Origin of the sequence: Komarekiella delphini-convector SJRDD-AB1, assembly GCF_014831675.1 — a bacterium.
GTDB lineage: Bacteria > Cyanobacteriota > Cyanobacteriia > Cyanobacteriales > Nostocaceae > Komarekiella.
This window is the reverse complement of sequence record NZ_VJXY01000017.1, coordinates 40591-54706: the sequence shown is the minus strand read 5'-3', so window position 1 is coordinate 54706 and position 14116 is coordinate 40591. Positions and strand designations below refer to the sequence as shown.

Sequence of the window (14116 nt, the reverse complement as noted above, 5' to 3'; positions counted from 1 at the left end):
CAGTCAACGAAAATTGGTCGTTTTACCGAAAATCAATCGGGTTTTTGCGATTACTAAATCGATACTCTAGGGACGTAACTGCGATGTCTCCGACGGGCTACGCCTACGCCGTTCACCGTAACGCAATAGCTTTTCTATAGTTGCAAGCCGATTTTCCCAGACTTTGACTTGATAGGAATTATCTATAACTTCTCGGCTCATCAATGCCCGAAATTGAGACTTTAACCGAGTTAGCGAGGCTCTCGCCGCTAGTAAATTACTGGCAGAAGGCGAACTGGCAAGCTGATTCAAAGCAGTTTGTAAAATTTCTGCCTGGTTATTAAAATCTGAAATCGTCTTAGCAGGCATTTGCAGTTGATCATTTTGCAAAACAAACTTCCATTCCCGTTGCAAGGCAGTATAACGGACAGCAGCGGTTTGAAAAGGCTGGCGGTGAGGAATAGGTTCACTGGTTGTAGGTTTTACCCTACCTTGGGTGCTACTAAAAAGTTTGTCTAGCTCGTTGTTAAAATTCTCTGCGGCAAAGAGTGCGTAACCACTTACTGGCAAGTCTCTTACCAATTGGAGCTGATCTAAGGCTCCGACTGGTGGTAAGGAAAGTAAACGAATTCCTGGTAATAACAATGTAGAACCTAATTGTGTAGAGGCAATCCAGGGTTGTGCCAGCCTTTGGAAGCGAGAAGTATCTAGGGCATAAGTCATAGGAACGATTAAATCTACATCCCCTTGGCGTGCCCAAAGTTCCCAGTGTTGTTGAATTTTCTGAATACGTTCTAGTTCCGGCAGAGGAAATACGGCAACAGACAAAATCAAATTTGCTCGTTTTTGCCGTAACTGTTGCGATACTTGAGCAACAAAGCTATCAACTTGCTGGGTGCGAAATGTCGTCCACTTTTGCCATAAATCCGGTTGGCTGGGGGATATATTCAGCGGATCTACACCAGTAAGTTGCTGAAACTGCGCTCTTGCAGCTTTACCATAGCCATAATATCGACCTGCAAACGGGTCTTGGAAAGGATAGCGAATGTAGTCTAGTTGTAGACCATCTACGTCATAACGCGTAACAATTTCTTCGTATAACTTGAGCAAGTACTGTCGCAATTCGGGGTTAGCTGGGTCAAAGAATGGCTTTGTCTGATTAACAGGAATCATATTGCCAAGATTGTCGTAGTTTGCCCAATCTGGATGAGCAGCAAGTACTGGCCCTGGGTAACTAGGATTGAGATTGATAATCTCATTGTGACGTTGATTACCAGCAGCAAAAGTCCAAACCCAAGCGTGTAATTCCATGTCTCGCTTATGGGCTAATTTCACCGCGGCTGCTAATGGATCCCAGCCGCGAATTAATGGGTTTTGCTGTGGTGCAACTTGACTGGGATAAATCGTATAGCTCGCATTAACAGTTTCAAAGAAGACGGTATTAATCCCAGCTTGGGCTAGTCGATCAAAAATTTGGGCTAATCCCTTCTCGCTACCAGCACGGACAATTGTCCCCCGATCTAACCATACAGCACGGATTTCAGGCTGAGCCAACCTCCGATCAACAGGAAACTGTTTCCACAGACTCGCTTTAGCTTCCAACCACTGCTGACGAGCCAGAGCGTAGTTTTTTTCTGCAATCAACTGGGGTAAGTTTTTGGCAATTAGCCTTGCTTGTGTTATGGCTTGCTCTGTGCTGGCAACTGGTGCTCCAAGTTTGGTTGAGGCGAATTGTGTCTGTTGTTCTTCTAAAGACTGAGCGCGTAGACGCCTAGAGCGGGGCTGCTCGTCAGACTTCGTTTCGCTGACGCTAGAGGCATGCGTTGAGGCTGCTAGATGAGCACTTTCTACTCTACCAATTAGATTTTCTAGCTCTTGCTGAAGGGCGATCGCTTGATTATGATCAATCGGCGTATTAGAGTTGGGCGCAATATCTAAACGCACTGCTTGTTCTAGTTCATCAATAGCCTCTTGAGCACGTGGGGGCGTGATGGGAAGAGGACGGGAGGATGGAGAGAGTGAAGGAGTAGGGGAAGAAAAAGATTTGGAGACAAGAGGACGGGGGGACTCAGGCAAGGAAGAATTATTTTCTCTTCCACTCTCCCTCTGCGGTGCTGTCGCCACCGACGTAGAGCAGCTTTGCGAGCCTCCTTCCACTTTATTCGTACCCTTTGGTAATGCTGTCAGATGACGATTGACGGCAGCTTTTAACCAAGCACTATCTAAATCTGCGGCTGAAGTTGCATCTGTACCCCAGCGCCAGCCCAAAAATGTGGAACGTTCAGTTGTCACTACTGCGGCAGGATTATCTTGAGAATTCCAAACAGCGGCAGATTGAGTCATGGCATCATTCGGAATCACAACGCCGCCGCGCACTTTACCAAACAGTTCAGCTTGAGTTGCCCAACCTTGTATTTTGGTTTTTGTGGGTTTCATCTGTTCTGTTTGATTGAGGCTGAATCCCCAATAACCCCCTAGGAGCGATCGCAATAATTGGCGTACTCCCGGTGCGGACAGACTACCTACAGGGCCACTGGCAATTAAGCGTCCTCCCTTGCTCATCCATTCTTCTAAGGCGATCGCTTGTGTTGGTGTTAATGTTTCTACATTTGGCAAAAACAATACTCGGCGATCACCCCAATCCGTTACACTCTTTACATTCGCCAGGGGAATTACACAATACTTTACTCCAACTGCCTGTAAGCGGTCAGTTATCCCTGTCCATTGATTAGCATTTTCTTGGCTATGGACTATGCTCAATACAGGTTCTTCTATCGCCGCTGTTGCTGGCAAAATCCCCAAACAATTAACTAATAAAAAATTAAATTTTAAAATAAAAAATCCAGTTTTTTTTAGGTTTAATTTAATATCTTTAATTATGTCCTGGTACTTCACTAGTTACTCCTATTTTTATTAGTTATTAATTCATCTTTATTGGCTATTAGTTATTAATCAGTGGTCAATCATACAGAACAAAGCTTCTTGCTAAGGAGATTTATAACCACTAACTACTGTGTTGGAAGGTTTTGATGTCTCACAACAAGCCTTTCTTCAAGCTTTTACACCGAAAGTTAGGGCTCAAACTTCCCAAGATAATGGTTTCATTTTCGTAACATTGGCTTTGACAAAAAATTTAATCTCAACTGACAGACCGCCAAAAGCTGACAGTTGTTAGTAGCTAATTGCTTACAGAAGCAATACAGGTATTGATTAAATCTTCAACTCCCGCTACTGGTAATATTTTTGTATTCAGTTTTTGGGCTAAATCTTCAATACTAATATCATCTAAAAATATCAAATCGCCATGTTTCAGCATTACATTTGGTAGCAAAATTCCTTCTCCCAAATCTTGCCCTTGTAAATTCAATAGCAAATCATGACCAGTTAATAACCCAGTTACAGTAATACTTTGTCCCCAGTAATCACTACATAAAGCACGCATATTTACCTCTAAACCATCAACAGAATTCAACCGTTTCAATATGGGTTTAAATGCTGTTTCTACTGCGTTGCCCACCACCCAAGTTAATTTTCTCTGAGGATAAACTTTTGGCGGGAGTAATTCTGCTGCCGCAGCTGCAAATTGCTTGATAAATAACTGAATGGAACCAACACCGTTATCAATTTGCGGATACTCTTCATATTCAGACTCACTTGGTAACTCCTCACCTGCAATCAAAAACCACTCATCGGCTAACCAAGCAACGCTGGAACCGAACTGTTGACGAAATTGCTGGGTAAGCGATCGCACTTGGGAAATCACTTCTTTGGCTTTTTCCCTGGTTACGGGTGTCAGCTCGTCTTCTGAGGGACGAAATCGTGTTAAACCCACTGGCACAACTGCCACCGATGCTACCGCAGGCACTTCACCAGTATAAAAAGACGCTAAATCTCTTAGAGTTTGTTCCAAGTGTTCGCCATCATTTATACCAGGGCAAACTACTACTTGAGCATGAATTTGGAGTCGCCTTTCTTGAAACCACTTGATTTGTTGCAAAATTTGCCCCGCACGCTGATTTTTCAGCAGTCTGATTCTAATTTCGGGTTCCGTAGCGTGAACAGAAACATATAAAGGAGACAAGCGCATTTGTTCAATACGCTGCCATTCTCGTTCTGGTAAATTGGTCAGAGTTAGGTAAGAGCCATACAAAAAGCTCAGACGGTAATCGTCATCTTTCAGGTACAAGCTGGTGCGCTTACCTGGTGGCTGTTGGTCGATAAAGCAAAATGGACAGCGGTTATTGCACTGAATTAAGCCATCAAATAGGGCAGTTTCAAATTCTAGCCCCAAGTCTTCGTCGTAGTCTTTTTCGATTTCCAGGCTATGAGTTTTACCAGTAGCATCTAAAACTTCTAGTTCCAAAACTTCATCAGCACATAAAAACTGATAATCAATTAAATCGCGGGGACGTGTACCGTTGATCGCAACGATCGCATCCCCCGCTTCAAAGCCAATCTCTGCGGCTATAGAATCAGGCGATACTTTGGTAATGCGGGCGGGATGAATGGTAGACATGGGGGATTGGGTACTTGTACTGAGCATAGCCGTAAAGCCTGCGGCATAGCTACGCTTAGGGCGCAGCCTCTCGTAGAGAAGTATTGGGCGTTGGTTATTTGTCATTTGCTTTGAACAAAGGACTATTAACTATTCTTTAACAAACCAGCTCCAATTGCCCCCAGTATTGCTACCCCAAATGCTAGTCGATACCAAATAAACACCCAAGTGCTTTGGGTTTTAAGGAAGCGCAGCAATCCGGCGATCGCTATATACGAGAATACTGTGGCAGAAATCACTCCGGCAACGAGGGGGATTATTCCTGCACTACTTAACCCTGCTCCTAAAACATCTCTTAATTGGACTAACCCCGCTAGCGTAATCGCGGGAATGCCTAGCAAAAATGAAAATCTCGCAGCTGTTTCCCGTTGTAATCCCATAAATAGCCCTCCTGTTAAGGTGGAACCAGAACGAGAAACACCAGGGATTAATGCTAAAGCCTGAGCTAAACCCATTAATACCCCATCTTTCATTGTCAGATTTTCAAAGTCTCGTTGACGTTTACCTAGTTGTTCTGCTAACCCCAGTAGCAGCGACATAACTATAGAGGCAATGGCGATCGCTCCTAAGCTTCTAATAGGTGAATTATCAAAGTCTGGAATGAACTTTTTAATCAAAAGTCCAAAGAAGACAATAGGTAATGTTCCTAAAATAATCCCCAGAGATAGCCGAAATTCATAGTCATCGTAATCTTTGAGGGCGATCGCTCTTGTCGTTCCTTTGATAATTCGCGTCAAATCCCCCCAGAAATACCACAGCACCGCTGCTATACTACCAAGCTGGATGATAGCGGTAAAAGCTACCCCCGGATCACCCCAACCAAGAACCACGGGCACAACTTTTAAATGTGCTGTGCTACTAATCGGCAGGAATTCAGTCATTCCTTGCACAAAGCCTAAAATAATAGCCTGCAAAATATTCATTTGTTGCACCCCATTTTCTCCTAGATTAGGCTGGGCGCTGAAAACTTTAAGCGGAAATGCTGCAATCGAGAAAGTTACTGATCCTGCACTTAAAAGCAAGAACCATTGACGTTTTGATAAAGCCATCAGTTTACCTGCGATCGCTGAGATTACAACCAATTACACAAACATCTACCTGGAAAACTTACCAGGAAAAGAGTTGAAGAAAACATCGGTTTTTCATTCATCTCTCACAGAAACGCGTCATTAATTTACAGAATAGTGTGGGAACGTTAAAAGTTTCTGAGTGTATGACTCGATACAGAGAAATATACGTACTTCAGAAGAGGTTTGCGGCTGAAGGAGACAGGAAAGAGTCAAAAGTTATTCCCCACTCCTCCTGCTCCCGCAACATCCTGCTTTCACGAAATGCAGGTGATACACAACCTGGGCAAGATTCTAGTAGAATTAAAATCCCCCCCTAGGGCATTTTGAAATGTGATACATTAAATAAGATAAAGTTTAATAACAAATATTAAAAACTTTGATTAATAATACATTGTCCTCCTACACAGCTTCAACCCCTTCTATTGATAGCAATTTGGATTTAGCTGACACTGGTAACAGAAGCATCAGAGAATTAGAGTCTACGCTTTCCTCATCTCCTTCTTTGCCTGTCTTTATTTCTTCTTACCAAAAGTGGTTAGTGTTTGCAGCGGCGGTGTTTTTGGTATCAGTACCAGTATTTATAGAAGCGCCAATAGTGCGATCGCTACCAAGTCTGAGTTTAGCGTTAACAGGATTTTGGGTGTGGTTGAGTTTTAGATTAATGTCGCGCCCTGCAACTTATGTTTGGGGGGATTTGCTCTTAGGGTTTAGCTGGAGTTGGTTAGCAGGAGCGATTTACTGGGGCTGGTTACGTTGGGAACCTTTATGGCATTTACCAGTAGAGACTATAGGCCTACCATTTGCCGTTTGGTGTCTGTTGCGGAATTGGGGCAAAGTAGGTAACTGGTTTTATTTAGGTTCTTTATTCGGTACAGTCTTAACTGATGTATATTTCTATTTAGTAGATTTGATGCCCTATTGGCGGCAAATCATGACAGTAGACGCTGATGGCGCACCACAAATTTTACAAAATGCCCTGACGCAAGTACAGACCCCTGGGGGACAAGCCTGGGCGATAATTCTTGCCCTAGTGTTGCTGACAGTTGGAGTTTTACCTTTACGCAACGAGCAGCGACATTGGTACGCTTTTGGTGGCGCAGTTTTAAGTACAATTTTGGTAGACAGCCTATTTTTGCTAGCTGCTATAGTGGCTTAGCTTAGTAAAGCTCATCGCTTCCTAAGCAGTATTCAGATTGGGTTAAAAGCCCACATTGTATTGCTTGCAATCAATGGGGGAGTATATCCCAAGTAATAATTAAACATTAGATGTATCGCGATCGGGCTTATGGCAATGGGCATTGAAGAACCCGTCGCATGGGCCCAAAGTTGTCTGTAGAATCTTGCAGGGTGCGCTGGCTGACGGCGATGGCGAGCCATCGCCTAGGGCTAACGGGGTTTCCCACGCCACTTGCCAGAAATTCCTCCACCCCAACGCCAGTTTTTTATTTGTGCGAACTGGGGTCATAGCAATTTAGTTAAGAAATATTTGGTATTACATCAACATAAGTAAAGGGAACACCCTCAAAAAATTTTGCCTAGACAGGGATGCTAACTGGGGTCTGTGGAAGGTGCAACGCTGTTCCAGCAATACAGGCAGCTTTCCCTCTAGAAATAATTTTTGGCAAAAACACAGTCAAACCCAGTAACGGCAAATATTGTGGATATTAATACGCTGTATATTAGTTTCTGATGACTGCTGTGTTGATTGAGCTATCAGCTTTTGTCCTTTGTCCTTGGTACTCTAACGAATGACCAATGACTAGTGACCACTGACAGCTGTTGGCTTAAAGCTTTTATTGTTTGATGCAAAGAGGTAGAAAAATCGTGAAAGGATTGGTGCGTTTATTAACAGTGTTTAGTTTGTTACTTGGCTGTTGGGGATGGCTGGGAACAACTCAGATAGCCCAAGCTGCTAGTTTCAACAGTTTTGCTTTTCCTCAAGTTCACGTTTTGGCAATTGAGCGCCAGAATCGAGCAGACGCTAAGCTAGGGACGGAATTCGGTAAAAAAATTGATTTGAATAACACTAACGTGCGAGCTTTTCAACAGTATCCAGGGCTGTATCCCACCCTTGCTAAGAAAATCATCAAAAATGCTCCTTACCAGAAGGTTGAGGATGTATTGGATCTTCCAGGATTGAGCGATCGCCAAAAACAAACTCTGCAAGCCAACTTCGATCACTTCACCGTGACAGAATTTGAACCTGCCTTCAACGAAGGAGATGATCGCGTTAACAACGGTATCTACAGATAACTGGATATTGCAGTTGATGTAACAAGCAACCCACTCCTAATCCTAGGGAGTGGGAATTTTCTATTACAGATGGGGAAGATAATAGGAGATAAGGAAGACAAGGAGGACAAAGTAAAATTTTCTCTTTTGTCTCTTGCTGCCCCCCTCCCCCTCTCTCCCCTTCCCCCGTTCCCCCCTCCCCTTACCTTGCCTAAGATAGATATTCCTAGCCAATTTGATGTTTTAGTAGTCGGCGCTGGTGCCGCTGGACTGTACACGGCGCTGTGTCTGCCAGAATCCTTACGAGTCGGCTTAATTACTAAAGAAACTGTTGCCTTGTCTGCCAGTGATTGGGCACAAGGTGGTATTGCCGCAGCGGTTGCCCCAGAAGATTCTCCTTCGCTGCACATTGAAGATACGATCCGGGCAGGTGCTCTTTTATGCGATCGCTTTGCCGTAGAATTCCTCGCCCAACAAGCCCCTAGCTGCATTCAATCCTTGGTCAACTTAGGCGTAGCTTTTGATCGTCATGGTAAAGCCTTGGCTTTAACTTTAGAAGCTGCCCATTCTCGTAACCGTGTCCTCCACGCTGCCGACACCACAGGTAGGGAAGTCACCACCACCCTAACTGCTCAAGTATTACGCCGCCAGAATATTCAAGTCATCCAGCAAGCTTTGGCGTTGAGTTTGTGGATTGAACCCGAAAGTGGCCTCTGTCTTGAAAAATTCAGAGCGGCGGCTTCCGCCGCTCCGACTTTTCGCTGTCAAGGAATTAGCCTGTTTTATCAAGGTGAAATTACATGGGTACGAGCTGGTGCTGTGGTATTAGCAACTGGTGGTGGTGGTCAAGTATTTGCCCAAACCACTAACCCGGCTGTGAGTACGGGTGATGGGGTAGCGATCGCATATCGAGCCGGGGCCATCCTCCGGGATTTAGAATTTGTTCAATTTCACCCCACAGCTCTTACCAAATTAGGTGCTGATCGCTTTCTCATTAGTGAAGCTGTACGCGGCGAAGGGGCACACCTGGTTGATAACGAAGGGCGGCGTTTTGCTTTTGACTATCACCCTGCCGGTGAACTTGCACCAAGAGATGTTGTTAGTAGAGCAATTTTCAGTCATTTGCAACGCACCGCCCTCGATCCTGCCACTGCCCATGTGTGGTTAGATATGCGCCCCATCCCCGCTGACAAAATTCGTCATCGCTTTCCCAACATCATTAAAGTTTGTCAGCATTGGGGCATTGATGTCTTCAGTGAACCAATTCCTGTAGCCCCTGCTGCTCATTATTGGATGGGTGGTATTGCCACGGATCTGATGAACCGCACAAATCTCCCTGGTTTGTACGCGGTGGGTGAAACTGCCAGTACTGGAGTGCATGGGGCAAATCGTCTTGCCAGTAATTCCCTGCTCGAATGTATCGTGTTTGGGGCACAGATGGCTAATATTGAGTTGACAGATGTTGGGCTACCATCAGAAACATCATTACTACCATTGCGAGAATTTAGTGTTGACACCAATGAATGGCAAACCCAGCAAGCACAGCTAGAAACACTAAGAGAGAAGTTACCACGTCTTGTGTGGCAAAGTGCTGGTATTTGTCGGGAACAATCAGGTTTAGAGATGGCGATCGCCACTATTGAATCTTGGCAGCAAGATTTCACTGCCTTGCCTCTGAGTCAATTTTTGCTTTCTTTACGTCCAAAAGAACCAGCTAATTTCAACTTACCAGATGTTGAACGGCAATTGCGACTTTGGGCAGAAACCCGCAATCTATTAGATGTGGCTCATTTAATTCTCAAAAGTGCTGCTTTTAGAACCGAAAGCCGTGGTGGACACTACCGTCTAGATCATCCTCAACCGGATTCAGACTGGCAAGCCCATACACTTGTGCAAACAAATAACTGGTGGAAATCTCCAGTCGTCAACAATTAAAAATTCTTTAAAGCATTTTGGTTGCTGATACTAAATTGCTTAAAGATATATTGTTTTACTAAGTGGTAAACGTGTTGTAAAGTGCCTGTATCAAGCATTTTTCCTATGTCTAAATTACTATTACTATCATACATTATTGCAATTTAGGTACAAATATCCTTACTTATTTATACCATTTATCCTTCAATTGGCTACACGTAGCAGCAGGAAATAAAAAGTAATTTATAGTTGTATTAGTATTAGCTTTGTTCTATCTTTCAAAACACAGCTTTAGTATTAAAAGATACGAAAAACTGGTTTTTTATCAGATGTTATACCAGAATTTAGTTGTACTAATCTCAAAAAAGTAGTTTGTAGAGAATATCAAATAGACTTCTTAGAAAAATGTGGATTTAAGTTAAAAATTAATTACAGGTAAACACCGATGAATTATTATTAATTTGTGATTTTCTCTCTAAAAGATAATCTTTTAGAGGAGACATTTATGAACAAGAGTAAGCGCAAAAAGCACGTTGTGTGACAACTCAGGATGAAAATTTCATTCTTTGCTACCTGATTGTCAAAATAGTTCTAATCTAAAACATGTTCAATCTGTTTTTGAAAAACTTGCTCAGCCTAATTATTAATTTTGTATGTATTAGCTAGCGAGTGCCGCTACCATACTGACTGTCAGGACTACCATAATTTGGTGGAACATATATGTCTTTTAAACCTTGAGGATTAACTTTGCTAGTTGTTGAACTATCGCTGCTAGAAGCATTAAAACTATTAGCAGTCACGCTACCGAAGACAACTGTGCAATCAGCAATATTCGGAATTAGGACATAAATGCTTATACAAAACATTACAAATCTTGTGATTCTGAGGTTAGTTTTCATCTTTTTCAGTAAATCCACTGTATTTTTATTTAAGTAAGTATTTTTTGTTAAAATCAGTATATTCACTTATTTGACTGCACCAATATTCCAACTTCATTCAATGTACGGTGGTGTAAATAAGTAATTGTGGTAGTAAATTGCAGAGCAGCGTCAATTTATTACTGTTAAATAGTCTTAACACCTAAGAAATATTCTTAATATACCCTTTTTACATCAGTCTAAAGTTAGAGATGTTAATTAATTGCCACGACTAAATTGCCAAACTTACTGCGTATTAATAATTTTTTAATAACTATGCGTATAAACACTATGTTCAATGAATAATAAAACTGAAAGAATATCAATATTACTTCAATCTTAGTATAGTAAAAATTGCATGGTAGTAAAGATATTTAAAGCTAAAACAGCAAAATCGCTATTTTGCAAGCATTACAGAACAAGTTATTTTAATAACCTATGAAAAAACCGAATAAGTACAAGTATATTTTTTTAAGTAATAATACTTGCAACCAAGAAGATAAGCTAGCTTATCTTCTTGGTTGCTAATTATTTGTCTAGGTTTATTATTGAGTTTAATCTTCAAAAAAAAAGTCACAAAGACTTGCTAGATATCCATAACAACTTAAAAGTAATGTTTTAAGTGTGTACGCAATGCATGAAACTCAAGCTCATTACTCGTAATTTAATGGTAAAAATATTAACCTGATTGAGAATGGTCTAAAAACTTTACTCTCAACTAATTAAGCAAACTCGTAGCGATTTTTACCTAAGCGCTTAGCGTAGTACATTGCGGTATCTGCCTGTTTAATCAAGGTTTCACTATCTTGACTGTTGTATGGGTAAACACTGATACCAATGCTGGCAGAAACTCTAGTAGTGTATCCATCCAAAACAATTGGCTCAGTTATGCTGTCTAAAATTTTTTCGGCAACTTTAGCAGCTACTTGTACGTTGGGAATTGCCCGTAAAATCACGGTAAATTCATCACCACCCAAGCGGGAAACTGTATCACTAGCGCGTAGGGAGTGGCTGAGTCGTTGGGCAATAGTTACCAGTAGGCGATCGCCCATCTCGTGTCCTAAAGTATCATTGACTTGCTTAAAGCCATCTAAATCAATAAATAGTAATCCCAGTAACAGATTATTGATTTGTGCCCAATGTAGGGACTCTCGAAGTTGTTCTACGAAGAATTTGCGATTGGATAGACCGGTGAGGTAGTCGTGATATGCCAGATAACGTAAATGATCCTCTTTAAGTTTTAATTCATTGTTGGAGCGGAATAACTCGGCAGCTGTACGCTTAAGTTGCTCCTCTATTCGTTTGCGCTGAGTAATATCTCGGATAACCCCAACTAAAAAGAAATTGCCAGCTGCGTCTTTGTGGAGCGATCGCTTAGTGGCAATTTGATAAGTCTGACCATTGGCATCGGTAAATTCTTCTTCATGTTCTTGCGGTTGTTGAGTTCGGAAAACAAACTCATCCTGTTGTCGAAATATATCAGCTTCATGTTTAGGAAAAAAATCATAGTCTGACTTTTCAATTAACAACTTATTGGGATAACCAATGAATCGACAATAAGCTTCATTTAAAACAATCCATTGATGTTGTTCATTTTTTACAAAAATTGGGTCAGGAATAGTGTTAATCACGTGATATAAAAACTCTTTAGAGCGTTTCCACTCTTCTTGCATATGAGCAATATGACTGGTCATCCAAATAGCGGAGATACCAAAAGTAAACAGCGGAGGAATAATTGGTATCCACAAACCATATAAGAAAGCAAGGTAAGCACTCAAGCTCAACACAGAAGAAGAAACTAAGATACTTATAAAGCTCGTAGTCGGGTGTCGTATTCGCCATGTCGTAGCTGCTCCCACATAAGACCAGACAAAAATCCATAAGTCTTCCACTAAGTCAGAGCATACTTCGAGTAAAGGTCTCCCTTTAACGGCAGCCGAGATTAACTCACTGATAAAATAAGCTTGCAGTTCGATACCAGATACAGGATTTGCTGTACCCATTAAACGGCTGGAATAGGGAATGAATACAAAATCCTGAAGACTGGGTGCGGTGGAACCAATAAGTACAATGCGATTTCTGATCAAGTTTTCTTCAACTTTATCTGCCAGTACATCTTTCATAGATACCTGGGGATAGCCACAGAATTCAGCAGATGGACTTGAACATCCAGGTTTGGGAAAGTTGGACAAAATTTGGTAGCCGCCAGCATCAGCTCTGACATAAGCACCATCATTGGGCTTAAAACGAGTAAACACCGCCTTACCCAACTGTAAATACTCAGAATTGCTAGCTGCTTTGGTGGGAGTAATTCCCTGTGATTTTAAATATAATAAAGCCAGCTTCAGGGCAAAACTTTCGTGTACCCGATGCTCATTAACATGCCAATACAACAAGCTGCGACGGATTTTGCCATCAGGGTCATACACTACATTATTAAAACCTACCTGATTTCGATTCAGCCCCAGCGGGGGTGCAACACCAACATTTTTATTTTTGCCATTTTTGTTTTTGTCGTTGGCTAGCAGCTCAATACCAATTAAGTTTGGCATTGACTTATACGCATCAAGTAGTTCTTTATTAACAGGCTTTTCTGCTAAATCATTATTAGGTACTACCAAATCCCGGTAGATGTCCAAGCCAATAGCTTGGGGTTTGTAGACGTTTAATTTTTGTAATAACTTGGCAATATCGCTATCTGGAATTGGCCAGGAACCAACTCTGCTTAAAGAAGCCTCATCAATCGCTACAATAGTAATGCGCTGTTCTGGCGGCTCATTGGGACGTAAGCGAAAAAATTGATCTAAAGCTGCCAATTCTAAGGATTGAAATAATCCGATAGCACGCAAAACCAAGACACAGATAGCAACGCTGGTAGCAGTAATAAATTCCTTTTGTCCTCGACTAAGCGGTTGTTTCAGTCCAAACATTAACTTCACAAAACGCTTGCCTAGCTGCTTATTCATTCCCATTACCTAGTGGGGAGAAATATTGTATATTTCATATAGTTATCAACTACTTGGCGAATATAGCTCACTTGGAAGCTATAGAGAATTTCTAGAAATCTTTTCAATGAGAGTGAGCTTCCTCAATATAATACTGGGTAGTTCTGATGTATTATCATTCATTAGTACTAATTATCTGCTCAAACGGCAACTGAAACTTTTGTATTTATCAGCACAAGTTCAGTATAAATATTGTTTAACGTGAGATCGACGAGTTCAACGTTAAAAGGCTCATCTGGTAAAATTTTCTTAATTAAACTCACAGATTTATTGTCAAACTGAAAACAAAAAAGCCAACTGGAAACAGACTTTGCTGTATTTATCCAGTTGACTGCCAATTTTAGATTTTGCGGAAAGTTTGAGCGCCAGATAGAGGTGAACAAACGCCACTTACTACCCTATGGGAACGTTAAGAGTGAACAAGCCGATGAACCCCAGTCTAGC

9 protein-coding genes are annotated in these 14116 nt (G+C 41.8%); 3 read left to right on the top strand and 6 right to left on the bottom strand.

Translation table 11 applies throughout. The features are described from left to right. Positions 1 to 66 precede the first annotated feature (66 nt). From FNW02_RS16770 to FNW02_RS16760, 3 genes are all read right to left on the bottom strand, one after another. Positions 67 to 2874 carry a family 10 glycosylhydrolase gene (locus FNW02_RS16770; RefSeq protein ID WP_191758651.1) on the bottom strand — a complete coding sequence of 936 codons (2808 nt, stop codon included), beginning with the start codon at positions 2872 to 2874 and terminating at the stop codon, positions 67 to 69. A gap of 283 nt (positions 2875 to 3157) precedes the next feature. Further along, positions 3158 to 4495 carry a TIGR03279 family radical SAM protein gene (locus FNW02_RS16765; RefSeq protein WP_191758737.1) on the bottom strand — a complete coding sequence of 446 codons (1338 nt, stop codon included), beginning with the start codon at positions 4493 to 4495 and terminating at the stop codon, positions 3158 to 3160. A 125-nt stretch (positions 4496 to 4620) separates the two neighbouring features. Further along, a complete protein-coding gene (locus tag FNW02_RS16760) occupies positions 4621 to 5583 on the bottom strand; it encodes an undecaprenyl-diphosphate phosphatase (protein ID WP_191758736.1) in 963 nt (320 codons plus the stop codon). 397 nt (positions 5584 to 5980) lie between these two features. Here FNW02_RS16760 and FNW02_RS16755 point away from each other — a divergent pair, with 397 nt between their 5' ends. Further along, positions 5981 to 6760 (top strand): DUF3120 domain-containing protein, encoded by a 780-nt coding sequence (locus FNW02_RS16755; protein WP_191758650.1) that lies wholly within the window; start codon positions 5981 to 5983, stop codon positions 6758 to 6760. A gap of 99 nt (positions 6761 to 6859) precedes the next feature. Here the strand turns inward: FNW02_RS16755 and FNW02_RS16750 are convergent, their stop codons facing one another. After that, positions 6860 to 7069: a hypothetical protein gene (locus tag FNW02_RS16750; RefSeq protein WP_191758649.1), complete on the bottom strand. Its 210-nt coding sequence runs from the start codon at positions 7067 to 7069 to the stop codon at positions 6860 to 6862. A gap of 359 nt (positions 7070 to 7428) precedes the next feature. Here FNW02_RS16750 and psbU point away from each other — a divergent pair, with 359 nt between their 5' ends. Together psbU and nadB are read left to right on the top strand one after the other, a co-directional pair. Beyond that, entirely contained in the window at positions 7429 to 7857 is a 429-nt protein-coding gene (psbU, locus tag FNW02_RS16745; protein ID WP_191758648.1) for a photosystem II complex extrinsic protein PsbU, read from the top strand. 186 nt (positions 7858 to 8043) lie between these two features. Continuing rightward, positions 8044 to 9771 (top strand): L-aspartate oxidase, encoded by a 1728-nt coding sequence (gene nadB, locus FNW02_RS16740; protein WP_191758647.1) that lies wholly within the window; start codon positions 8044 to 8046, stop codon positions 9769 to 9771. A gap of 641 nt (positions 9772 to 10412) precedes the next feature. Here nadB and FNW02_RS16735 read toward each other — a convergent pair. Beyond that, positions 10413 to 10715, bottom strand: a complete 303-nt coding sequence (locus FNW02_RS16735) for a hypothetical protein (RefSeq protein ID WP_348535403.1) — start codon at positions 10713 to 10715, stop codon at positions 10413 to 10415. Between the two features lie 674 nt (positions 10716 to 11389). Beyond that, positions 11390 to 13633, bottom strand: coding sequence for a CHASE2 domain-containing protein (locus FNW02_RS16730; RefSeq protein ID WP_191758646.1), 2244 nt, complete (start codon positions 13631 to 13633; stop codon positions 11390 to 11392). Positions 13634 to 14116: the final 483 nt, after the last annotated feature.